The sequence below is a fragment of the Marivivens niveibacter genome (assembly GCF_002150005.2).
Lineage (GTDB): Bacteria > Pseudomonadota > Alphaproteobacteria > Rhodobacterales > Rhodobacteraceae > Marivivens > Marivivens niveibacter.
Genome location: NZ_MSPP01000004.1, coordinates 81,938 through 103,669, shown reverse-complemented (window position 1 = coordinate 103,669; position 21,732 = coordinate 81,938). Strand labels below are relative to the sequence as shown.

24 protein-coding genes and 2 tRNA genes are annotated in these 21,732 nt (G+C 56.2%); 8 read left to right on the top strand and 18 right to left on the bottom strand.

The features are described from left to right. Positions 1-132: 132 nt before the first annotated feature. Complete coding sequence (locus tag BVC71_RS12100) at positions 133-1,215, top strand: ABC transporter ATP-binding protein (RefSeq protein ID WP_086451946.1); 1,083 nt, start codon at positions 133-135, stop codon at positions 1,213-1,215. On the opposite strand, the gene BVC71_RS12095 is transcribed toward BVC71_RS12100, so the two are convergent. After that, the gene (locus BVC71_RS12095; RefSeq protein WP_086452056.1) at positions 1,169-1,849 is read right to left on the bottom strand and encodes a helix-turn-helix transcriptional regulator; all 681 of its coding nucleotides are present in this window, start codon (positions 1,847-1,849) and stop codon (positions 1,169-1,171) included. The two genes, BVC71_RS12100 and BVC71_RS12095, sit on opposite strands and share 47 nt — an antisense overlap. Positions 1,850-2,011: 162 nt before the next feature. On the opposite strand from BVC71_RS12095, the gene tatA reads away from it, so the two are divergent. The 4 genes from tatA to BVC71_RS12075 are packed head-to-tail and all read left to right on the top strand — an operon-like array spanning position 2,012 to position 4,367. Continuing rightward, positions 2,012-2,203: a twin-arginine translocase TatA/TatE family subunit gene (tatA, locus tag BVC71_RS12090; RefSeq protein WP_086451945.1), complete on the top strand. Its 192-nt coding sequence runs from the start codon at positions 2,012-2,014 to the stop codon at positions 2,201-2,203. A gap of 24 nt (positions 2,204-2,227) precedes the next feature. Further along, entirely contained in the window at positions 2,228-2,686 is a 459-nt protein-coding gene (gene tatB, locus BVC71_RS12085; protein ID WP_086451944.1) for a Sec-independent protein translocase protein TatB, read from the top strand. Continuing rightward, positions 2,683-3,528 carry a twin-arginine translocase subunit TatC gene (tatC, locus tag BVC71_RS12080; RefSeq protein WP_086451943.1) on the top strand — a complete coding sequence of 282 codons (846 nt, stop codon included), beginning with the start codon at positions 2,683-2,685 and terminating at the stop codon, positions 3,526-3,528. The genes tatB and tatC overlap by 4 nt, the downstream gene beginning before the upstream one ends. Continuing rightward, a complete protein-coding gene (locus BVC71_RS12075; RefSeq protein WP_086451942.1) occupies positions 3,525-4,367 on the top strand; it encodes an ATP-binding protein in 843 nt (280 codons plus the stop codon). Before tatC ends, BVC71_RS12075 begins: the two co-directional genes overlap by 4 nt. A 31-nt stretch (positions 4,368-4,398) precedes the next feature. Here the strand turns inward: BVC71_RS12075 and BVC71_RS12070 are convergent, their stop codons facing one another. The 17 genes from BVC71_RS12070 to infC form a co-directional block, all read right to left on the bottom strand. Next, positions 4,399-5,601, bottom strand: a complete 1,203-nt coding sequence (locus BVC71_RS12070; RefSeq protein ID WP_240516847.1) for a LysM peptidoglycan-binding domain-containing M23 family metallopeptidase — start codon at positions 5,599-5,601, stop codon at positions 4,399-4,401. Between the two features lie 45 nt (positions 5,602-5,646). Continuing rightward, positions 5,647-6,285 (bottom strand): protein-L-isoaspartate(D-aspartate) O-methyltransferase, encoded by a 639-nt coding sequence (locus BVC71_RS12065; protein WP_205905974.1) that lies wholly within the window; start codon positions 6,283-6,285, stop codon positions 5,647-5,649. Continuing rightward, entirely contained in the window at positions 6,282-7,067 is a 786-nt protein-coding gene (gene surE, locus BVC71_RS12060) for a 5'/3'-nucleotidase SurE (protein WP_086451940.1), read from the bottom strand. The genes BVC71_RS12065 and surE overlap by 4 nt, the downstream gene beginning before the upstream one ends. A 144-nt stretch (positions 7,068-7,211) precedes the next feature. After that, entirely contained in the window at positions 7,212-7,865 is a 654-nt protein-coding gene (locus BVC71_RS12055) for an SDR family NAD(P)-dependent oxidoreductase (RefSeq protein ID WP_086451939.1), read from the bottom strand. Positions 7,866-7,913: 48 nt separating this feature from the next. Beyond that, on the bottom strand, positions 7,914-8,168 hold the full coding sequence (locus tag BVC71_RS12050) for a hypothetical protein (RefSeq protein ID WP_086451938.1): 255 nt from the start codon (positions 8,166-8,168) through the stop codon (positions 7,914-7,916). A 188-nt stretch (positions 8,169-8,356) separates the two neighbouring features. Then, complete coding sequence (purF, locus tag BVC71_RS12045) at positions 8,357-9,826, bottom strand: amidophosphoribosyltransferase (RefSeq protein WP_086451937.1); 1,470 nt, start codon at positions 9,824-9,826, stop codon at positions 8,357-8,359. A 103-nt stretch (positions 9,827-9,929) separates the two neighbouring features. After that, entirely contained in the window at positions 9,930-10,484 is a 555-nt protein-coding gene (locus BVC71_RS12040) for a CvpA family protein (RefSeq protein WP_086451936.1), read from the bottom strand. Between the two features lie 10 nt (positions 10,485-10,494). Continuing rightward, positions 10,495-11,871 carry a DNA repair protein RadA gene (gene radA / locus BVC71_RS12035; RefSeq protein ID WP_086451935.1) on the bottom strand — a complete coding sequence of 459 codons (1,377 nt, stop codon included), beginning with the start codon at positions 11,869-11,871 and terminating at the stop codon, positions 10,495-10,497. Between the two features lie 42 nt (positions 11,872-11,913). Next, positions 11,914-12,369 (bottom strand): paraquat-inducible protein A, encoded by a 456-nt coding sequence (locus BVC71_RS12030; protein ID WP_086451934.1) that lies wholly within the window; start codon positions 12,367-12,369, stop codon positions 11,914-11,916. Beyond that, entirely contained in the window at positions 12,369-13,115 is a 747-nt protein-coding gene (locus BVC71_RS12025; protein WP_086451933.1) for an ABC transporter ATP-binding protein, read from the bottom strand. Before BVC71_RS12025 ends, BVC71_RS12030 begins: the two co-directional genes overlap by 1 nt. Continuing rightward, complete coding sequence (locus BVC71_RS12020) at positions 13,112-13,885, bottom strand: MlaE family ABC transporter permease (protein ID WP_086451932.1); 774 nt, start codon at positions 13,883-13,885, stop codon at positions 13,112-13,114. The genes BVC71_RS12025 and BVC71_RS12020 overlap by 4 nt, the downstream gene beginning before the upstream one ends. Beyond that, positions 13,882-14,919 (bottom strand): alanine racemase, encoded by a 1,038-nt coding sequence (gene alr, locus BVC71_RS12015; protein WP_086451931.1) that lies wholly within the window; start codon positions 14,917-14,919, stop codon positions 13,882-13,884. The genes BVC71_RS12020 and alr overlap by 4 nt, the downstream gene beginning before the upstream one ends. Positions 14,920-14,962: 43 nt before the next feature. Beyond that, positions 14,963-16,453: a replicative DNA helicase gene (locus BVC71_RS12010; RefSeq protein ID WP_086451930.1), complete on the bottom strand. Its 1,491-nt coding sequence runs from the start codon at positions 16,451-16,453 to the stop codon at positions 14,963-14,965. 159 nt (positions 16,454-16,612) lie between these two features. Then, positions 16,613-17,287 carry an orotate phosphoribosyltransferase gene (locus BVC71_RS12005; RefSeq protein ID WP_086451929.1) on the bottom strand — a complete coding sequence of 225 codons (675 nt, stop codon included), beginning with the start codon at positions 17,285-17,287 and terminating at the stop codon, positions 16,613-16,615. Positions 17,288-17,302: 15 nt separating this feature from the next. Next, positions 17,303-18,352 (bottom strand): dihydroorotase, encoded by a 1,050-nt coding sequence (gene pyrC / locus BVC71_RS12000; RefSeq protein ID WP_086451928.1) that lies wholly within the window; start codon positions 18,350-18,352, stop codon positions 17,303-17,305. A gap of 43 nt (positions 18,353-18,395) precedes the next feature. Then, positions 18,396-19,340, bottom strand: a complete 945-nt coding sequence (locus BVC71_RS11995) for a hypothetical protein (protein ID WP_086451927.1) — start codon at positions 19,338-19,340, stop codon at positions 18,396-18,398. A 278-nt stretch (positions 19,341-19,618) separates the two neighbouring features. Continuing rightward, positions 19,619-20,134, bottom strand: coding sequence for a translation initiation factor IF-3 (infC, locus tag BVC71_RS11990; protein ID WP_276268236.1), 516 nt, complete (start codon positions 20,132-20,134; stop codon positions 19,619-19,621). Between the two features lie 222 nt (positions 20,135-20,356). On the opposite strand from infC, the gene BVC71_RS11985 reads away from it, so the two are divergent. The 3 genes from BVC71_RS11985 (at position 20,357) to BVC71_RS11975 (ending at position 21,726) form a co-directional block, all read left to right on the top strand. Next, positions 20,357-21,373 (top strand): hypothetical protein, encoded by a 1,017-nt coding sequence (locus BVC71_RS11985; protein ID WP_086451925.1) that lies wholly within the window; start codon positions 20,357-20,359, stop codon positions 21,371-21,373. Between the two features lie 168 nt (positions 21,374-21,541). Beyond that, positions 21,542-21,618, top strand: a tRNA-Asp gene (locus BVC71_RS11980). 31 nt (positions 21,619-21,649) lie between these two features. Then, positions 21,650-21,726, top strand: a tRNA-Asp gene (locus tag BVC71_RS11975). The last annotated feature ends 6 nt before the right edge of the window (positions 21,727-21,732 follow it).

Here is a 21,732-nt window from a genome sequence, read left to right as displayed (position 1 = left end):
CATATGTATACGGCGAACCAAAGAAAACGTAAACGCCCGCAGTGGGACTTTGCGCACCCTTGCCCCACAGCCGTCAGATTGATAATGCCTTTGTAAATCCGATCAATCCTGTCGGAATAGAGAAGTAGACCGTTGCCCAATACTCCCCGACTAGAAATCCAGAACATCAAACGTCAATTTGACGGGCTGAATGTCGTTGATGATGTATCACTGCAGGTACAGCCAGGTCAGGTGACCTGTTTATTGGGGCCGTCGGGCTGCGGTAAATCCACGACGCTGCGCATTATTGCGGGCGTTGATATGCAAGATAGCGGCAAGATTTTCGTCGACGGAAATCTGGTGTGCGACACGGTATTCCGTGTTCCGCCAGAGGGGCGTTCGATTGGTCTGATGTTTCAGGACTTTGCGCTTTTCCCCCATTTGCCAGTCGCGCAGAACGTCGCGTTTGGCCTAAAAGGTGGATATTCCACGAACAAAGCGCGTGTCGACCAACTGTTAGACAAGGTCGATATGCTGCGCCACGTCGACAGCTATCCTCATGAATTATCGGGCGGTGAACAGCAGCGCGTTGCACTTGCGCGGGCTTTGGCGCCGCGTCCACGGATTATGCTGATGGACGAACCGTTTTCGGGGTTGGACAACCGCCTGCGCGATGGCATCCGCGATCAAACGCTAGAGGTACTAAAGGACGAAGGCGCCGCCGTTCTATTGGTCACTCATGAACCTGCCGAAGCAATGCGTATGGCCGATGAAATCGCTCTAATGCGTCGCGGTAAAATCGTGCAGCAGGGCGCGCCCTATAACGTCTACAACGCCCCCGTGGATCGTGCTGCGGCAGCGTTTTTCAGCGATGTGAATGTGATCCGCAGTCAGGTTCATAATGCGCAGGCTGAAACGCCGTTCGGGCGGTTCTTGTGCCCGGGGCAGCAGAATGGCCGCATGGTCGATATTGTGATTCGTCCTCAGCATCTGCGGATTGATTTTGATCGGGATGGGCGCGGCCCAAACCCCACACCTCAAGACGGCGTTCCCGCGCGCGGCGTAGTCACACGTGCGCGTTTTATGGGATCAGAAAGTCTGGTCGAATTCCGTATGGATTACGATGGGTCCATCCTAAAAGCGCAGGTGCCAAACGTGTTCTTGCCGCAGGTGGGAACGGCGCTGTGGCTTATGATCCGCCGTGACCGGTGTTTCGTGTTTCCCTCTGACGTTTGAAATCGTCTAGCGTTTTTCCTGCCTCTTGAACGAATAGGGACGGCAGTTTGCGCAGGGCGTCGATCTGATCCACGCGAAATTCGGCAAAGCCGCGGTCGGTTTCGTTCCAACCCGCACAGGTCCAAACGCGGCCCCAATAGTCTACGGACAGTGGGCGCAGGGTAAATTGCCTGTCGCCTAGCGTGATATCCACCTTTTGGCGGGCGCGAATTGATTGACGCAAGGCCGGAAGGTGACGCAACGCGCGGCCTGTTTCTGCGTATGGCCGTAGGGCCAAACCTTGCACTGACGTTTGGACGTCTTCGGACAATATCGCGTCCAACTTATCCGCCAGCGATTGGGCGGCGTCTTGCAAATCATCCTCGCCACTTTGTGCGACCGCCATCAGGCCAATGTGCAGGGCTTCCAGCTCTGTCATGGTGAGGTTGATCGGGGGCAGGGTAACAGGGGCGGTGATGGAATACCCCGTGCCGCGTTCGCCCACGACAGGGACCCCTGATTGCCGCAATGTATCCATATCGCGGTAAATCGTACGGACCGTCACCCCCAATTCTGCGGCGATATCTTCGGCCAGATGAGGGCCCGTTTGGCGTAGCAAAGTGATAATAGATAGCAATCGGTCAGAGCGTTTCATGGGCTGATTATACCCTCCTGACAGTTTTCTGTCACAAACTTTGTCGATCCATTGCTCATTTTGAATGTTTTTGCGTTTTTCCGGCTTTCGCGCAGGCAACAGCATTCATAGCGTCGGGTTAACAGTTACACGCGCCACTCGCGCAACGTTGGGAGATACACAATGCTAAACAACATCGGTCCTATGGGTCTTATCCTGATCGCAGTCGTCGTACTGGTTCTATTCGGTCGTGGCAAAATCAGCTCGGTCATGGGCGAAGTCGGCAAAGGCATCACATCGTTCAAAAAAGGTATGAACGAAGAGATCGAAAACGCCAAAGCCGAGTCGGAAGAAACCGACAAAGACAAAGCCTAATCCCCAAACATAAGGAAAACAGCTATGTTTGGCATGGGCTGGAGCGAAATGGTCGTGATCGGCATTGTCGCGCTGATCGTGGTCGGGCCGCAGGAATTGCCCGGTCTGTTTCGCACTGTTGGGCAATACGTCGGCAAGGCCAAAGGCATGGCGCGGGAATTTAGCCGCGCGATGGATCAGGCTGCGGATCAGGCTGGCGTAAAGGAAATCAAACAGGGCCTGAACGCGGCATCAAATCCGACCAAATTCGCCAAAGATTCGGTGAAGAAACAGGTCATGGGGGATGCCGAAACCCTGACGCCTGAACGTCAAGCCACCAAAGAAAAGCTAAGCGACGCGATGGCGCAGGCCGCAATCAAACGCCAAGAGGCCGAAGCCGCCGCAGAGCAAACCGCGACCGAAGCCGAGGCAGACGCGGAATGGGCCGAACTGGAAAAAGAAATGGGTCACGGCCCAGCAGAAAAAACGGAGGCCAGTAAATGAGCACCGCTGACGAACTAGAGGACAGCTCGGCCCCGTTGATCGAACACCTGACCGAATTGCGCAATCGCCTGATCCGGTCTTTGCTGGCGTTCATCGTGGCCATGGTGATATGTTTTACCATATGGAACCCGATCTTTGATTTCCTGACCCAACCGCTGTGTTCGGCACTGGCAGAGCAGGGACAGGCCGATTGCGGATTGGTCATGATCGCCCTGCAAGAAGGTTTCTTTGTTGCAGTATCCATTTCGATGCTGGGCGGTTTGGTTTTGTCGTTCCCAGTGATCAGCTATCAGCTGTGGCGGTTTGTGGCACCGGGTTTGTACAAGAACGAAAAGAACGCGTTCCTGCCGTTCCTTCTGGCGTCGCCGATCATGTTTCTGCTGGGTGCCGCATTTGCGTATTATGTAATTACGCCAATGGCTTTCACCTTTTTCTTGAACTTCCAACAAGCGGGTGAGGCAACGACGACGACGGACGCATCGGCAGGTATCGCTTTCTTAGGTTCGGCCAAAGAATACCTTTCGCTTACCATCAAATTCATCATCGCGTTTGGCCTATGTTTCCAGTTGCCTGTGCTGTTGACGCTGATGGGCAAAGCTGGACTGGTTTCGGCCAAAGGCCTAAAGGCTGTGCGCAAGTACGCGGTGGTGGCCATTCTGGTGCTTGCAGCCTTGGCAACGCCGCCTGATGTCATCAGTCAGGTCATTTTGTTCACCGTGGTGTACGGCCTGTACGAAGTTTCCATTCAGTTGGTTGGCCGCGTCGAAAAGAAACGTATCGCCAAACTAAAGGCCGAAGGTCTGTGGTTTGAAGAGGACGAAGACGAGGAAGAAAAGTCGTGAATGACGACACATTGAAACGCATTGCAGAGGCGCTGGAGCGGATCGCTCCGGCGCCTTTGGCCGCTCCGGATTTTGCATCTGCGCCGGGGTTTGTGTGGAAAACCGACCCCGATCATCTGGCCCCTGTAAAAACCGTGTCAAAGGTGGATGTGGATTTGCTGGTCGGCGTCAACAGGTCCCGCGATACACTGATGGCGAATACGGTTCAATTCGCGCGGGGGATGCCAGCGAATAACGCGCTTCTTTGGGGTGCGCGGGGCATGGGAAAATCCAGCTTGGTCAAGGCGATACATGCCAAAGTTTCTGCTGATTTTTCAGCGTTAAAGATCATCGAAATCCAGCGTGAGGATCTGCCCAGCATCACCCGCTGCCTTAACCTACTACGCGGGCGGCCAGAACGTTTCATTCTGTTCTGCGATGACCTATCGTTCAGCCATGATGACGCGCATTACAAATCGCTCAAGGCGGTTTTGGACGGCGGGATCGAAGGCCGGCCAGATAACGTTGTGCTTTATGCGACGTCCAATCGGCGTCATCTGATGCCGCGCGATATGATCGAAAACGAACGCGCCTCTGCGATTAATCCAGCCGAGGCGGTCGAGGAAAAGGTATCTTTGTCGGATCGGTTTGGATTGTGGTTGGGATTCCACCCGTGCAGCCAAGACGATTATCTGGACATGATCCGCGGATATTGTCGGGCCTATGGTGTTCTGATCGACGAAGACCAAATGCGCGCCGAAGCCATCGAATGGCAGGCAACACGCGGCAGCCGATCGGGCCGCGTGGCATGGCAATATTTTACGGATCTTGCAGGGCGCGTTGGCGTCACCCTGAATTGAAAAAGGCGGGCCCAGCGGCCCGCCTTTTGCATTAGGGGAGGTAATCTTCGGGATCCGCCGATTTCATACCTGATAGTCTAACCTCGAAATGGACGACCGCAGGATCACCGGATTTCACAACACCAATTTTTTGGCCTTGGCTGACGGTCGCGCCTTCGCTGATCGTCACGTTGTCGACGTTGGTGTAAACGGTCAGCAGATCTGTGGCGTGACGGATAACGACGATCGCGACGTTGTTGGTGTCTTTGGTAATCGCAGCAACCGACCCTGCAGCAGCGGCGACAACATCGGACCCTGCCGTCGTTGAGATATCAATACCATCGTTAGAACCCGCCGAATAAGCGCGCACGATGGTACCCCGTACAGGGTAAATCAGGGGGGCATCCGATGCGATAGCTGGGGCGGTTGTTTCCAACACGGGCGCCTCAATCGGTGCGACGGCGACCGTTGCAGCAGCGGCTGGGGTTTCTGTCGGCAACGGTGTTGCTGCCGATGGTGGCGTCGGGGTTTGGGTGCCTTGGCCCGGTGCGGATGTTTCGATGTCAGAGGCGGTCGCCACCCCAGACTGCGGGATCAACAGCGATTGGCCTTCGCGGACAGACAGGTCCGCGCCTAGGCCGTTCCATTCTGCAACGGTGCGCACAGGCAGGTTGTACAGACGCGCGATGGTGTAGGCCGTTTCGCCGCTTTGTACGGTGTGGCGCAGCGGCTCAACGCCGCCTTGCACGATAGGGGTGGATGTGACGACTGGGGCGGCTGTCGTGCTTGCGGATTGTGGACCTGCGCGGTCGATGGCAGCCGCGGCCAAAGTGGTCACGTCAATTTCACCGGTTGCCAACGATGCGCCAGGCGCGATTGTGGCGCCGGTCGCTATGGTGGGTTCAGCGACCCGTCCAGGCAGGACTAAAACAGCACCTTGGTTGAGTGCGGTGTTGACCGACAGCGCGTTCGCACGCGCCAATTCGCCTGGGTTGATCGACAGGCGTTGGGCAATCGTGGTGACCGTGTCGCCGCGCGTGGCGATGGCGACCTGATAATTGGGGTATGAAATGACGCCGCGATCATCGGGTGTTGGGCGCGAGGGCAGATTTTGCGCAGCAGATGTTGTATCTAGCGCACTGCCACCTAAATCGCGCAGGTCAAAATCGAACCCACCTTCCATACAGCCCGACATCAGAGTCGCAGCGGTGCCAGCCAAGAAAACGGCACGCAGGCCTGTGAAACTGTTCATCATACTCAAACCTCGTTTACTGCCCTGTTTGTCAGAGCTTTTAGCGGGTCAGTCGCCCATTCCCTCGACCAAGGGAACAAAGCGGACTGAACGTAATTCATCATAATCAAAACCATCTTCGGTGCGGGTCACGCGGATCAGGCTTTGAACGGTGTCGGATTGGCCAACAGGTAGGACCATAATACCGCCAACACGCAATTGCGCCAATAGGGGGCCGGGGGGATCTTCGGCGGCGGCAGTACATAGGATGCGATCGAACGGCGCGTGATCCGGCAGGCCAAAGCTGCCGTCGCCGGCAAAGCTGATGACATTGGTCAGGTCTAGCCGATCAAAGACAGATTTGGCATCGGAAACCAGTCGGCGGAAACGGTCGATTGTGTAAACGCGGCGGGACAGTTGGCTCAGGATCGCGGCCTGATAGCCAGAACCTGTGCCGACCTCTAACACCTTGTCACGGCTGGTGACCTGCAACGCTTGCGTCATCAGGCCAACCACAGACGGCTGGCTGATCGTTTGACCACAAGAAATCGGCAGGGGCATATCTTCGTAGGCGCGTTCGGCAAAAATACCGCGCAGAAAATCCGCGCGGTCGATACGTTCCATCGCGGTCAGAACGCGTGCATCCGTAACGCCCTTGGATCTTAGGGCGTATAGGAATTGCATCTTTGCCTCGGCGTCGAATGTCACTCCAGCGCGTCCCGTAGTTTATCCAGAACGGTATGGTCGGTCAGTTCGGCGCGCATGGGGGTCACGCTGATGTAGCCGTCTAAATTCAGCGCCACGTCCGAGCCGGGCAGGGTGGGGACGTGCTGATTGCCGCCCTTAACCCACAGGAACCGACGGCCCGAAGGCGACTGGTGCGGCTCAACACTGAACGACGTGCCACGGCGGAACCCTTGGGGGCCGACGCGCAGGCCTTTGACGTTGGTGGCGGCGACGGGCGGGAAATTCACGTTATAGAACAGGCGGAAATCGCCGTCGTCCCAGATGCCGTGGTCCAGCAATTTGCGAACGGTGGCCGCGCCATGCTGAACAGCCGTTTCAAACGGGTCATCCAGCGCGTTGTTTTCAGGCCCGAAAAACTGCGACATGGCGATTGCGGGAACGCCTTGCAGGGATGCCTCGATCGTGGCGCCGATAGTGCCCGAATACATGACGTTTTCGCCCGCATTGTTGCCGCGGTTCACGCCCGACAGAACCAGATCGGGGCGGTTGTCTGCCAGCACATCAAACAGACCAGCCAGAACGCAGTCGGCGGGCGATCCTTCGGCAGCGAAACGGCGTTCGCCCAATTTCGCGATCATCGTGGGGTGGGTGTAGCTGATGCAATGCCCAACGCCCGACTGTTCAAAGGCGGGCGCAACAACCCAAACTTCGCCCGTTGGACCAGCGATTTCTGCGGCAATCGCCTCTAGCACCTTTAGGCCCGGTGCGTTGATGCCATCGTCGTTCGTAATAAGAATGCGCATGTTTGGTCCTTTCGCATCTTTCCTACGGAAACGACGGACACGCGGCAAGCATATCCCGCCGTAATTCCCGATCTGTGGCGTCAAAACTATGCAAAGAAAAAGGCGGCCCAGTGGACCGCCCATTTTTTGGATTGTTTGTTCGCCTTAGCCCAAAATTTCGGGCAGCAGGCGATCCGCCTCGTCGCGGATGTCGGCCAGACCTTCGCGGCTTTCACCTGGGAAGAAACGGGCGCGTACGGCGGTCGGCATTGGGTTTGGTTCCAATACCTTGACCAAAGGGCCGATTTTCGCGGTTTCGGTTTGCCAGCTGCGCGCCATCGCGATTTGTGCGGCTTTGGATGCGCCGTAGCTGCCAAAGAACGCCTCGCCAGCACGTGGGTCCTCAAAGAATACGGCGCGGCCTTCGGTGCCCAGCAGGGGCGCGATATAGCCGATCAGGCGCTGCGTTGCTTTGACGTTTGTGTTGAACGCCTTGTCGAAATCCTTTTCAGGCATATCGGGCGCGGGCGACAGGGGCGGTGAAAACACAGCCGCGTGGATCCACAGGTCCAGTTTACCCCAACGGTCGAAAATCGAACGGCACAGCTGCTGCATTGCAGCCTCGACCGTGATGTCCATCGGGGCCAACGTGGATTGTCCACCTTTGGCCTGAATGCGATCATCCAGTTCCTCTAGCGCGCCGGTGGTTTTGCCTACGGCGATGATGTGATGCGTTTCGGCCAGTCGTTCAGCCAAAGCAGAGCCAAGGCCGCGCGAAGCGCCAGTGATCAGGGCGGTGGGGCGTGTGTCTGTCGTCATGCCATCCCTTTGGCAGTTTGCGCGCCGCCGCGCAAGGGCGCGTCGGCGTCAGCTAGGCATATCCAGCACTGTTTGCCCTACCAACCCGTTCAGGATCACGCGGGTTTCACCGATGGCGACGACCTGACCGTTAAATGTGCGGTCGCCGACCGACACCGTGCGTACATGGCCATTGCTGGTGCGCAGGATGGCGCGCGGGCCAGTTGGGGTCATCAATGTGCCCAGAACCGACAGTTGATCGGTGGGCAAAACGTCATTTTGCGTTGCCGCGGATGCGACAACGGTATTCGTGTCTTGGGTCATGGATGCCTCTTTTCGGGCGTGAGTGGTGCGCCGTAGATGCCATGACCAATAGGGGGATGTAACGGGGGCTGACCTTCAGGATATTGTGATTGCGCGGGAATTTGCTTGCGCGGAAAATTGCCAATAATCCCAATAAAATAAGGGCCGCCTGATAGGCGACCCTTGTATTCTTTCGTGCAAAGCGGCTGTTAGCCAGCGGTCTTCAACTCGAACCCTTTTGCCACCATGTCGGTTGGTGTGATCGGATATTCACCCGAGAAACACGCATCGCAATATTGTGGGCAGCTGTTGTCGCGACCCTGTTCAATACCGTTCGCGCGGTACAGACCATCCAGCGAAATGAATTTCAGACTGTCGACGCCTAGGTGGGCGCACATTTCTTCTTCGTTCATTTGGGCGGCCAGCAGTTTTTCACGCTGAGGGGTGTCCACACCGTAGAAACATGGCCACGCGGTAGGCGGAGATGCGATGCGGAAATGCACCTCGGCTGCGCCTGCGTCCAGCAGCATGTCTTTGATTTTGCGGGTGGTAGTGCCGCGCACGACCGAGTCGTCAACCAGAATGATCCGTTTGCCCGCGATCAGAGCACGGTTCACGTTCAATTTCAGACGCACACCCATGTTGCGGATCGCGTCGGTCGGTTCAATGAACGTACGGCCCATGTATTGGTTACGGATGATGCCCATGCCGTAAGGAATGCCGCTTTCGTGGCTATAACCAATCGCAGCTGGGGTGCCGGAATCGGGAACAGGGCAAACCAGATCAGCCTCAACAGGGCTTTCTTTGGCCAGCTCAACACCGATCTGTCGGCGGGTTTCGTAGACCGAACGGCCGCCATAGATGGAATCAGGACGCGAGAAATAGACCTGTTCAAAGATGCAGAAGCTGGACGGCTGTGGGCGGAATGGGAAATGGCTTTGCACGCCTTTTTCCGCCGAGATGACCACCATTTCACCGGGTTCGATTTCACGGATGAAATCTGCGCCAACGATATCCAGCGCACAGGTTTCAGATGCCAGCGCGTAACCGTCACCCAATTTACCCAGAACCAGCGGACGAACGCCGCGCGGATCACGCACACCGATCAGTTTGGTGCGAGTCATCGCGACAACGGAAAACGCGCCTTCGGCTTTGCGTAGCGCTTCTTCCATGCGGTCGGGAATGGTGCGGCCCATTGAACGGGCCATCAGGTGAATGATGCATTCCGAATCCGAACTGGATTGAAAAATAGCGCCTCGATCAATCAGATCACGGCGCAGCGCAGCAGCATTCGTCAGGTTACCGTTGTGGGCAATCGCCGCACCGCCCATCGAAAATTCGCCAAAGAACGGCTGAACGTCGCGGATCGCGGTTTGACCTTTGTTACCGGCGGTCGAATAACGGACGTGTCCGATACCGACGTTGCCTGGCAGGGTTTTGATAACCTCTGCACTGGTAAAATTATCACGGACATAGCCCATACGACGGGCCGAGTTAAAGCCTTGCTCTGGGTCGTGAACCACGATCCCACCAGCCTCTTGGCCACGGTGTTGCAGGGCATGAAGGCCTAGGGCCAGGAAATTGGCAGCATCGGCAACGCCAACGACGCCGAAAATGCCGCACTCCTCTTTCAGTTTGTCATCATCGAAAGGGTGTGCAGGGGGCAGCTGTTTGGACACGCGTTCTGGCTCCGAATCCAGTAAAGGGAGGATGCGGCCCCCTGATACTGTGTCGGGGGCCAACTGTCACGAAACTATCATACAATTTTTTGAGAAGGGCGCGTTACGCGCTGCAGCTACCCAAAAGATCATTGTAACGGTTAGTAAGCCAACCCAGCGCTTCGTCTGGGTTCTGTTCTTCGATCGTGGTGGTCATTCCGTTAAAGATCTTCGCCGAACGGCTATCGTCAACAATTTCGAAATTCTGGCTGGCCAGAATGGTGTTGTACAAGAAGAAACCTACAGCAACCAACAGGATGCCGCGACCAACGCCGAATAGGAAACCCAATGCCTGATCAATTGGGTCCAGCGCGGTTTTGCGCACCATCGACGACAGCAGCGGGGTAAAGATCGACACAACGGCCAATGCGACTGCGAAAACAGCCGCAAAACCGACGATGATCGACAATTCACATGTTCCGTCGATGATGCCGCCAATCACAGGAAAAGTGCTGATCAATTCGCCAGCGGGGGCTGCGAACATGAAAGACAAAATTGCCGCAACGATCCAGCCGACAATGGCCAGTGTTTCGCGAACGATACCGCGACTGTAGGCCAGCAGCGCCGAAATAACGATAATACCGGCAACGACGCCGTCGATAATGGTAAAGCTATCCATCAATCTGTCCTTATCCCGCCTGATCGCGCGGCCCGAAAATGTCGTTCACAAATCCCGCAAGGTCCTGCATTTGCTTCAGCTCCATCGCGGGGGCCGAGGCTCTTTTGGATAACTCCGGCATGATTGCCGTCGTGAAACCAAGTTTTTGGGCTTCTTTCAACCGATTTTCGGCCTGAACCACCTGACGAATGGTGCCATTTAGGCTGATTTCGCCAAAGAAGACACAGTCAGCGCCCATTGCCGCGTCTTCGCGGGCGGAAATCAGCGCGGCGGCAACGGCCAGATCTGCGGCGGGTTCGTTGATCCGCATGCCGCCAGCGACGTTCAAATAGACGTCCAATCCCGCAAATGCGATACCGCAGCGCGATTCCAGAACGGCCAAGATCATTGCTAAACGGCTGCCGTCCCAGCCGACAACCGAACGGCGCGGCTGGGCTGTTGGCGATGGCGCGACCAAGGCCTGAATTTCGCACAAGACAGGGCGCGACCCTTCGATGCCTGCGAATACGACCGACCCGGGGGTCGGTTTTCCGCGTTCGGACAGGAATAGGGCCGATGGGTTTTTTACCTCGATTAAGCCTTTGCCCGTCATTTCGAAAACGCCGATTTCGGACGCGGGGCCGAAACGGTTTTTCACCGCGCGCAGCAGGCGGAATTGGTGGCCGCGTTCGCCTTCGAAATACAGAACGGTGTCAACCATGTGTTCGACAACGCGGGGACCGGCCAAAGCGCCTTCTTTGGTGACGTGGCCGACCATGATCACGGCGATGCCGTTCTTTTTCGCGAAATTGGTCAGCTCATGCGCCGATGCACGTACCTGCGATACCGACCCCGGTGCGCTATCGACCGTATCTGCCCACATGGTTTGGATGGAATCGATAATGACCAGATCGGGTTTTTCGGCCTCTAGCGTTGTCAGGATGTCGCGTAGGTTGGATTCTGATGCCAACTGTACAGGGCTTTGTTCCAGACCCAGACGGCGGGCGCGCATTTGGACTTGGGCGGCGGATTCTTCGCCAGAGATATAGATGACCTTTAGCCCGTTGCGGGCAAAACGCGCGGCGGCCTGTAGCAATAGGGTTGATTTGCCGATACCCGGGTCGCCGCCGACCAATAGCGCCGACGCTTTGACCAAACCGCCGCCCAGCACGCGGTCCAGTTCGGCAACGCCTGCTTCGGTGCGGGGCGGTTCGGCCTCTTGCGTGGCCAGATCGGTCAGTTCGATTGTTTGGCCGCGGCGACCCGACAGGCTTTTGCTGCCGTGGCTTGCCGCCAGTGGTTTGCGTTCTGTGATGCTGTTCCACGCGCCGCAGGCGTCGCATTTGCCCGACCATTTAGAAAAGGCCGCATTGCATTCGGAACAAACGAAATTCTGATCTTTTGCCATGACGGTGTTTTGCCCGATCAGGCCCTGTGCGGCAAGCGGTGATTACTGCGCATCCCGTTTCGGTGCGATGGATAGGCCGATTGATGCCAGAACGCAAAACGTGAACAAATACAGGCCCCAGGCGGTTTCAATGCGGCCCACTCCGATGCCTTTGATCACGACGATATATAGCGACAGCAGGAAAATATCAGCCATCGCCAATCGCGCGAGGAATTGGAGCGCTGGTTTTACTTTGCGATCCAGTAGTCCGAATTGGTACAGCGCCAGTCCGATGGTTTTCAAATAGGGCGCAAAAACCGCTAGAATGGTGACCAATAGGGCCAGCAGGATGTCTTCGCCCCATAGGGATTGAAGGCCCGTCATGACCGAAATTTCCGACATTCCGAACAGCGGCAGGAATGCGGCCCGCATGAGCGGCGCAAACCACCCGATGGGGAACAAAACCAACAGGGACAGGTTCAGGAATTTTAGAACGGTTTGCCCAGTTGAATTGGTCATTAGCGCAGCGTTTCGATCGGGCCAGTAGGGCGGCCGTGAATGAATTGATCGACATACGGGTCGCCGCAGTCGTCCAGTTCGCCAATGGCGCCTTCCCAGCGGACTTTGCCACGGTGGAGCATCGCGACGCGGTCGGCAATGGCGCGAACGCTGGTCATATCGTGGGTGATGGTGATCGCGGTCGCGCCCATTTCGGTGACGATTTCGCGGATCAGATCGTTGATCACGCCAGACATGATCGGGTCCAGACCCGTGGTCGGTTCGTCAAAGAAAATGATTTCGGGGTTCGCCGCAATCGCACGGGCCAGCGACACGCGTTTCTGCATGCCGCCCGACAATTCGGCGGGCAGGCGGTCCGCCACATCAGGGCCCAAACCCACGCGGCGCAGTTTTTCGATGGCGATTTCGCGGGCCTCAGCCTTGGGGCGTTTTAGTTCGCCGCGCATCAGACGGAAGGCGACGTTTTGCCAGACGGGCATACTGTCAAACAGCGCGCCGCCCTGAAACAGCATTCCGAAACGGGCAAGGAACGCATCGCGGGGCTGTTCGAGGATATTCGTGCCATCAACCTTGATTGTGCCAGCATCTGGCGTGACCAAACCAAGCACGGATTTCAGCAAAACCGATTTACCCGTGCCTGATCCGCCGATGACAACCATCGACTGGCCTTTGGGCACGAATAGGTCAACGCCGCGCAATACGTCATTGGAACCAAAGGATTTATATAAGTCCGCTAGTTCGATCATATCGCAAAGAACGCCTGAGTTAGGATAAAGTTCGCCGCTAAGATCAGCACGGCCGCTGCAACTACGGACGTTTTGGTCGCTTGGCCCACGCCTTGGGCGCCGCGGCCCGAATTCATGCCGTAAAAACAGCCCATCAATGCGGCGATAAAGCCAAACACCGCGCCTTTGGTCAGGGACGAAATGATGTCGAACGGTTCCAGGAAATCGACCGTATTTTTGACGTAGGTCGCGGCATTAAACCCCAACGTTTCGGTGCCAACGACAAAACCACCAAAGATACCTACGATATCACCAACGCCGACCAGAATAGGCATGACCAGCGTCGCCGCCAAAACGCGAGGCAGGGTTAGGTATTTCATTGGGTCAGTGGATAATGTCACCAGTGCGTCGATCTGTTCGGTCACCCGCATTGTCGCGATTTCTGCCGCGACCGAAGACGTCACACGCGCTGCGATCATGAGGCCCACCAGAACAGGGCCCAATTCGCGCACCATGCCGATGGCCACGATTTGCGGAACGACAGCCTCGGCGCTGAAACGTGCGCCGCCAGCGTAAATTTGTAATGCCAGCGCACCGCCCGTGAAAATCGCCGTCAGGCCGACAACAGGTAGGGAAAAATAACCGATGTGCAGAACGGCGATCCAGAATTCGCGCAGATAAAATGGCGGACGGACAAGGTTTAGAACCGTTGTGCCCGCAAAAATTGACAATCGCCCGACAAAGGCAAGGGCCGCGATGACAGCGCGGCCTAGATGCGCGACTGGATTCACGGTTGCACGTATTTACGTTTGTACCGCGCCGCTAGCGAGGTCAGGATTTCATAGCCGATGGTGCCAGCGACATCCGCCAAATCATCGGCGCTTTGATGCGGCCCGATCAGGGTCAATGCATCGGGGACGTGTTCCAGATCGGTCACGTCAACGGTGATCAGGTCCATAGACACGCGACCAACGATTGGGCAGCGGGTTGAACCAGACCATAACGCGCCGCGATTTGAAATGGCGCGCAAGATACCATCGGCATAACCACCTGCGACGGTAGCAATGATCGATGGGCGCGATGCTTGCCAGCTATTGCCGTAACCGACAACTTCGCCTTCGGCCAAATCGCGCGTCTGGATGATGGGCAGGTCCAGTTTCACAACTGGGGTAGCGTCACCGAAAGGTGCGGCGCCGTAAATGCCAATGCCCGGACGGGTTACGTCGAAATGGTATTCTTTGCCCAACAAAATACCGCCCGTCGCCGCCAATGACCGCGGAACGGTGATGCCGTCAGTCATTTTTTTGAATACGTCCAGCTGATAGGCGTTCATCGGGTGATCTGGTTCATCGGCACAGGCAAGGTGGGACATCACCAATTTTGGGCCCTGTTCCAACGCAATAGGGGCGACAGCCTGCCATTCTGACATTTCCATGCCCAGACGATTCATGCCGGTGTCCAGCTGAATGCCGAACGGATGACCAGCAAGCGTTTCAAAGTGGCGAGTCATCTGGTCCAGCGAATTGATCAGCGGGATCAGGTTTTGTTCAGCGATGATACCTGTGTCGGTTGGCCCGTGGCCTGAAAACACGTAGATTTCTGCATCTTGCCCAACGGCCTGACGGACCTTTGCGCCTTCTTCGGCGGCAGCGACAAAAAATTTGGTGGCGCCAGCAGCAGCCAATGCACCCGATACGCGGCCTGCGCCTAGGCCGTAACCGTTTGCTTTGACAACGGCGCCTGCCTTGCCATCACATTTTGCATTCAGCGCCTGCCAATTCGAGACGAGCGCACCAAGGTCAATATTCAGAAATCCAGTAGCCATAGGCGTCTTGTGATATGCAGAGCCGTTCTGAGCAAGGGAAAAATCAGTACTCTTCGGCGGCGTCCTGTTGCCATTGTTTCGCAAGGTTGCCGAAACGGGTGAATTTGCCTTCGAACGACAGGTCTACGGAACCAATCGGACCGTGACGCTGCTTGCCGATGATGACTTCGGCCTTGCCGTGCAGGCGCGACATACGTTCCTGCCAATCAGCATAGTTCGGGCTGTCCTCGGACGGTTTTTCACGTTCGACGTAATATTCTTCGCGGAACACGAACATAACAACGTCGGCGTCCTGCTCGATCGAACCCGATTCACGCAAGTCCGACAGCTGCGGGCGTTTATCGTCACGGCTTTCTACCGTACGCGATAGCTGGGACAGGGCGATAACGGGGATGTTCAGTTCCTTGGCGATTGCCTTTAGGCCCATCGAAATTTCCGCAATTTCTTGAACGCGGTTGTCGCCTTTGCCCGTGCCGCGCAGCAGCTGAAGGTAGTCGACCATCAACACATCCAAACCGTGCTGACGTTTCAGGCGGCGGGAACGCGCGGCGACCTGCGAAATCGGCAGGGCAGGCGTGTCGTCAATGAACAAAGGGCAGGATTCCAGCTGTGTCGCGGCGTCCACGAACCGGCGGAATTCGGATTCGGTCATGTCACCGCGGCGGATCTGTTCGGATGGAACTTCGGACGCTTCGGACAGAATACGCGCGGCCAGCTGTTCGGCGCTCATCTCGAGGCTGAAGAACCCGACAATGCCGCCTTCGACGGTGCCTTCGGTGCCGTCAGGTTTGCGGCCTTTTTTGTAGGCTTTGGCGATGTTGAACGCCACGTTGGTGGCAAGCGATGTTTTACCCATCGACGGACGACCCGCGAGGATCAAAAGGTCAGAGGGATGCAAACCGCCCAGTTTTTTATCCAGATCGATCAGGCCAGTCGAAATCCCCGACAAACCGCCGCCGCGTTGATAGGCGGCGTTGGCGGTCGACACCGCTTCGGTCACGGCTTTGACGAAGGATGTAAACCCTGTTTCGCTTTTGCCTTTTTCGGCCAGTTTGAACAGGTCTTGTTCGGCTTCGGTGATCAAAACGCCAGCTTCGGCGCCGACCTCTACCTTGGACGCGCGGTCGGTGATGTTTTTGCCGACCTTGATCAATTCGCGGCGGACGGCGAAATCATAGATGATCTGCGCATAATCGCGGGCCGCAAAGGACGAAATCGCAGAGCCTGCCAGTTTCACCAGATACGACGGGCCGCCCAATTCCTGTAGGCCAGCGTCGTCTTTCATATACGCCTTTAGCGTCACTGGGGATGCGAGCGCGTTCGCGGTGATACGGGCGCGGGCGATGTCGTAAATGCGTTGGTGGACAGGGTCATAAAAATGGTCGGCGGTGATCACCTCGGCCACTTTGTCAAAGATGTCGTTGTTCGTCAGGATCGCGCCCAGCAGCTGCTGTTCCGCTTCGATCGAATGGGGGATCGGGTCGGTGTTTGCTTCTTCGACGCCGTTTGGATTGAACCCTGCGATCTCGTTCATCTGACTTCCGCCTGCTTTGATTTTTCCCCGATTTGGACGTTGTAACGATCCCGATTGGTCAGGGCAAAATGTATAACTCTGTGGATAACCTGTGAGTCATTTGCCGCCCACCATAGATGGTAGACGGCAAATAATCGAACTCAAAATATATGGGTGCGCTTATGCGCGGGCTTCTGCCCAACCGGCGGGATCCCGCAGATAGGATTCAACCTCGTTCAATGTGTTGGTGTCAAAGGTCCCGCGTTCTTTGGCGACCTCTAGTACGTCCCACCATGTGCACAGGTGAATCAGCTGCACGCCGTGGTCGGCCAGCGTTTTTTCGACGCCTTCGAAAATGCCGTAATAGAAAATCACAGCTGTCGCCGAACAGGTTGCGCCAGTTTCGCGGATCGCATCAACGAACGACAGTTTCGAACCGCCATCAGTGGTCAAGTCTTCGACCAGCAGGGCGCGTTGGCCTTCGGTCATTGCGCCTTCGATGCGGGCGTTGCGGCCGTAGCCTTTGGGCTTTTTGCGGACGTAGGTCATTGGCAGGGCCATACGTTCAGCAACCAGTGCTGCGAATGGGATACCTGCGGTTTCGCCGCCTGCGATGTTGTCGAACGCTTCGAAGCCAGCTTCGCGCATGATGGATACGGTTAGGAAATCCATCAGGGTCGAACGGATGCGCGGGAACGAAATCAGTTTGCGGCAATCGATATAGGTCGGAGCCTTTTTGCCCGAAGCATGGGTAAACGGTTCGTCTGCGTTAAAATGGATGGCACCGATTTCCAGCAGCATGCCAGCGGTCAGTTTGGCCATTTCGGCCTTGGTCGGGTAAGAGGATGGGATCATTATCTGTTCCTTCGTTTATTCAACGCGCCAGTGCAGCGGGAAACCTGGGTCAAAGACGGTCACATCGCCTGCGCCCGTGTGGATTTTTTCGGGGTACTGGACCGGATCGCCTTTGACCAGAGTGATGGTCTGTTCGGATGCCGGCAGTTTGTAGAACGCAGGGCCGTTCAGCGATGCGAATGCCTCTAGCTTTTTCAGTTTGCCTGCGGCTTCGAACACTTCGGCTAGACAGGACATGGTGTTTGGCGCGGTAAAGATACCTGCGCAGCCGCACGCCTGCAGTTTGTTCGGGTCCGAATGCGGGGCCGAGTCGGTGCCAAGGAAGAACCGCGGATCGCCCGATGTCGCGGCCTCGACCAATGCGATGCGGTGTTTTTCGCGTTTCGCAACGGGAAGGCAGTAGAAATGCGGTTTGATCCCGCCCGCAAGGATGTGGTTGCGGTTGATAATCAGGTGGTGCGTAGTGATCGTCGCGCCCAGATTTTTGTGATTGTCGCGGACGTAATCAACAGCGTCTTGGGTCGTTACGTGTTCCATCACAACGCGCAGATCTGGCACCTTTTTGCGGATCGGGTGCAGGACGCGGTCGATGAACACGGCTTCGCGGTCGAAAATGTCGATGTCGCTGTCGGTGACTTCGCCGTGAACGCACAATGGCATCCCGATTTCAGCCATTTTTTCCAACACTGGGCGGACTTTATCGAAATCACGCACGCCGGACGACGAATTGGTGGTCGCGCCCGCAGGGTACAGTTTGACGGAAGTCGCAATGCCCGCTTTGTGTGCGGCTGCGACGTCCTCTGGGTCGGTGTCTTCGGTCAGATACAGAACCATGAGCGGTTCAAATTTCATACCTTCGGGCAGGGCGGCCATGATGCGTTCGCGGTAGGCGGCTGCCATCGCGCCCGTGGTCACAGGCGGCACAAGGTTCGGCATGATGATCGCACGGCCGAAATGCGCGGCGGTATGGGGCAGAACGCCAGCCAGCATGTCACCATCACGCAGGTGAAGGTGCCAATCATCAGGGCGGCGGATGGTCAGGCGGGTGGGGGCTGTATCTGTCATGGGCCCCGTTTACACATTTGTGTGACGGGGCGCCATAGCGTGATTATTCGACAGGTTCGTCTGTTGACAACATTTCGTCGAATGCTGCCAGTTTTCGAACAAAGAACGGGCGTTGGCGTTCCTGCAGCACATGACGACATACGCGAGAGGCGCGTTCGATTTCACCGCGCGATTCCAACAGCATGACCAAAGATCGCAGGTACGGGATATAGTGTCGGCGGGCACGATAAACTTGGGAAAAGATGCCTTGGGTCAGTGTTCCGGCCATAGCGTGACCGACAATCTGATTTAGTACCTTAATGTCGTCTAGCGATATATCAATTCGATCAGCAAAGCCGCGTAACCGGAGTTTGGTTGTATTGCGACGCGTAAATAGGGCGGTGTGCATTGCGTCTGCGTCTTCACGTGGGTCGAACAGGACGTAGCAGTGATCCGCAGCTTCGATCATGTCTGGGGCATACCCAAACCGGTCGGTGAAATTTAGGCGACGATCTGTCAGATACCGACGATCCCAAGATGCAATTTGCGGGTCTAGCGTAGCAACAGGGCGAATGGCCAATACCCGCGCACCTGGCGCGGCGACGGAATAGGCTGCAGCCGCGTAGCCGCCACGATGCACGCCGTAGAACAGAACTTCGTCAAAATCTTCGAAAAAGCCGTCGTCGATGAGGCGGTCAATATATCCGTAGATCGATTTGTCGCGGAACCAGCTATCGTTGCGAGAGATGATCGATAGGTGCGACCAGCCAAAGGCGCGAACAAAGTCAAAGCCGCGCGGCTCGTTCCGTTCGGAATGGGCCTCGATGTCTGAAAACGATTCAAATGTGACAACGAGTTTTTTGCCCGCATCCAAAAATGCAGCCACATGGTCGTTCCCCAATGGTTCGAAAGTTCCGTATGTTTCGGCAAACTCGTCTAACGCATCGAACCATTCATCACCCTCGAGATCCTCGAGGTTGGTTTCAAAGTCACTCGGTAAATCCTGCATATCCTGCCTTTCGCAGTGTAGAACCTCTTCCCACCTTTGGGGTGGTATACCCATGGTTTAAGGCAAAAATATGCGCAACGATGGCCCGTTTTGCGGAAATGTGGGGGCTTAGTGCCCAGATGATTAATTGTTCGTGAATGCCTAAGGGGCTAATTTTATTGAAGAACAACGATAATCGTAGAGGTTTGTGGAGCGATTGTTTTAAAATAGATGCGCAAGCCGATAAATGAATAGGGCCACCCAAACGGGCGGCCCTGAATTTGTCGCTGATGGCGAAATTATTTAGGCTGCGGCCCGATCATCATGATCATTTGGCGGCCTTCCATCTTTGGCATGTTCTCGATCTTACCGTGTTCTTTCACGTCCTCGGCGATCTGTTCCAGCAATTGACGGCCCAAATCCTGGTGTGCCATTTCGCGGCCACGGAAACGCAGGGTCACTTTGACCTTGTCGCCGTTGTCCAGGAATTTCAGGACCGAACGCATTTTCACGTCATAGTCGTGTTTGTCGGTGCCGGGACGGAATTTAACTTCTTTGATCTCAATGACCTTTTGTTTCTTCCGTGCTTCGGCTTCTTTCTTTTGCTGTTCGTATTTGAACTTGCCAAAGTCCATAATCTTACAAACGGGCGGGTTCGCGTTGGGCGAAATCTCGACTAGGTCGAGCCCGGCTTCGTCGGCAAGAGCCATTGCGCGTTGAGGGGTCACGACACCGATGTTTTCACCTTCGGCGCCGATCAAGCGGATTTCTGGTGCCCGGATGCGTTCGTTTGTCCGGGGTCCTGTTTCACGCACGGGTGGTGCGTTATGCGGTCTGCGGGCTATGGCCTTGGTCCTTTGTCTATTAGAATTTCGCGTGCAACCTAAGCATCTAGGCGACTTTCTGCAAGCGGCAAAAGCACTGGACAATTTTACGCATAATTCCCCGTTGCTTGTGACTTTTAAGTTGTGCGCAGTCATGCCATTAACCGGTCATTCGCCCTATTTTGGGCCCCTGTATGAGTGGAAGGACAGGTTATGAGAGCGACTATTATTCTAGTTATTGCAGCGATTCTGGGTTTTTTCGGCTACCAGTTTGTTGCCAAAGACCGTAACCCGCTAGAGGCGATTGGCGAAGCGACCGACACTGCAACAACCGTTGCTGATGATGCTGTTGCTGCGGCTGGCGATGCCGTTGATGCTGCTGCTGAAGCATCGACCGATGCGATGGACGCAGTCACCGAAGCAGCTGATGAAGCTGTTGATGCAGCTGGCGAAGCTGTTGAGGCAGCGGCAGATGCAGCTGGTGATGCTGTTGATGCAGCAACTGAAGCCGCAACCGACGCTGTTGATGCGGCAACTGACGCCGCTACTGACGCGGTTGATACAGCGGCTGAAGCTGCAACTGACGCAGTTGACGCAGCAACCGAAGCTGCAACCGACGCAGCAGAAGCAGCGGCAGACGTTGCAGCCGAAGCTGCTGAAACCGCAGCTGAAGCCGCTGACGCAGCAGCAGATGCAGCGACTGAAGCCGCTGACGCAGCAACCGATATGGCAACCGACGCAGCAGATGCAGCAGCAGAAGTTGCCGCTGAAGCCGCAGACACCGCAGCCGAAGCCGCAGACGCAGCAACCGATGCCGCGATTGAAGCAGGTGAAGCCGCCGCCGACGCAACCGAAGCTGCAATCGAAGCAGGCACCGACGCTGCGACGGACGTAGCTGACACAGCTATGGACGCGGCAGACACCGCAGTAGAGGCTGCTGGTGCAGCTGCAACTGACGCTGCCGAAGCTGCAGATAGCGCTGCTGACGCTGCTGGCAGTGCGATGACCGGCCTGGTTGGCGCAGCATCGGGCATGCTGGGCGATATGGATCCGGCATCGCTATTGTCTGTTGAAAACTTTGACGCAGAGAAAGTAACCGCAATGCTGGAGAACGCGCCGGTATCGGATGCGATCAAAGAACAGCTGACCAAAGCCGTAGAGATGGCTGGCGACAATCCAGAAGCGATCCAAAGCGTGATCGATCAAATCAAATCCGCATTGGGTATGTAATTTTTCATCCCATAAGTGTTTGGAAACGGGGCGGTTTTTCCGCCCCGTTTTGTTTTTTGCACAGGTTTTTTCAAAGTCTTTCATTTTTTTGCCAGAGGGCGCTTGACGCCGTCGGGCACTGGCCTTAGAAGCCCCAACACGTTCGGTGAAACGCCGAAAAGAAGATACGCGGTTGTAGCTCAGTTGGTTAGAGTACCGGCCTGTCACGCCGGGGGTCGCGGGTTCGAGCCCCGTCAACCGCGCCACTTCTTTTCGAACGACACAGGATGCCAGAGTGCGGTTGTAGCTCAGTTGGTTAGAGTACCGGCCTGTCACGCCGGGGGTCGCGGGTTCGAGCCCCGTCAACCGCGCCACTTCTT

What these genes read in the sequence shown, in the direction of transcription:
- BVC71_RS12010 (WP_086451930.1), bottom strand. Translation starts at nt 16,453, where the DNA reads ATGAACGAGATCGCAGGGTTCAATCCAAACGGCGTCGAAGAAGCAAAC.
- tatB (WP_086451944.1), top strand. Translation starts at nt 2,228, where the DNA reads ATGTTTGGCATGGGCTGGAGCGAAATGGTCGTGATCGGCATTGTCGCG.
- tatA (WP_086451945.1), top strand. Translation starts at nt 2,012, where the DNA reads ATGCTAAACAACATCGGTCCTATGGGTCTTATCCTGATCGCAGTCGTC.
- BVC71_RS12055 (WP_086451939.1), bottom strand. Translation starts at nt 7,865, where the DNA reads ATGACGACAGACACACGCCCCACCGCCCTGATCACTGGCGCTTCGCGC.
- BVC71_RS12005 (WP_086451929.1), bottom strand. Translation starts at nt 17,287, where the DNA reads ATGATCCCATCCTCTTACCCGACCAAGGCCGAAATGGCCAAACTGACC.
- alr (WP_086451931.1), bottom strand. Translation starts at nt 14,919, where the DNA reads ATGGCTACTGGATTTCTGAATATTGACCTTGGTGCGCTCGTCTCGAAT.
- BVC71_RS11995 (WP_086451927.1), bottom strand. Translation starts at nt 19,340, where the DNA reads ATGCAGGATTTACCGAGTGACTTTGAAACCAACCTCGAGGATCTCGAG.
- BVC71_RS12030 (WP_086451934.1), bottom strand. Translation starts at nt 12,369, where the DNA reads ATGACCAATTCAACTGGGCAAACCGTTCTAAAATTCCTGAACCTGTCC.
- radA (WP_086451935.1), bottom strand. Translation starts at nt 11,871, where the DNA reads ATGGCAAAAGATCAGAATTTCGTTTGTTCCGAATGCAATGCGGCCTTT.
- BVC71_RS12025 (WP_086451933.1), bottom strand. Translation starts at nt 13,115, where the DNA reads ATGATCGAACTAGCGGACTTATATAAATCCTTTGGTTCCAATGACGTA.
- BVC71_RS12050 (WP_086451938.1), bottom strand. Translation starts at nt 8,168, where the DNA reads ATGACCCAAGACACGAATACCGTTGTCGCATCCGCGGCAACGCAAAAT.
- surE (WP_086451940.1), bottom strand. Translation starts at nt 7,067, where the DNA reads ATGCGCATTCTTATTACGAACGACGATGGCATCAACGCACCGGGCCTA.
- pyrC (WP_086451928.1), bottom strand. Translation starts at nt 18,352, where the DNA reads ATGACAGATACAGCCCCCACCCGCCTGACCATCCGCCGCCCTGATGAT.
- tatC (WP_086451943.1), top strand. Translation starts at nt 2,683, where the DNA reads ATGAGCACCGCTGACGAACTAGAGGACAGCTCGGCCCCGTTGATCGAA.
- BVC71_RS12040 (WP_086451936.1), bottom strand. Translation starts at nt 10,484, where the DNA reads ATGGATAGCTTTACCATTATCGACGGCGTCGTTGCCGGTATTATCGTT.
- BVC71_RS11985 (WP_086451925.1), top strand. Translation starts at nt 20,357, where the DNA reads ATGAGAGCGACTATTATTCTAGTTATTGCAGCGATTCTGGGTTTTTTC.
- BVC71_RS12095 (WP_086452056.1), bottom strand. Translation starts at nt 1,849, where the DNA reads ATGAAACGCTCTGACCGATTGCTATCTATTATCACTTTGCTACGCCAA.
- BVC71_RS12070 (WP_240516847.1), bottom strand. Translation starts at nt 5,601, where the DNA reads ATGATGAACAGTTTCACAGGCCTGCGTGCCGTTTTCTTGGCTGGCACC.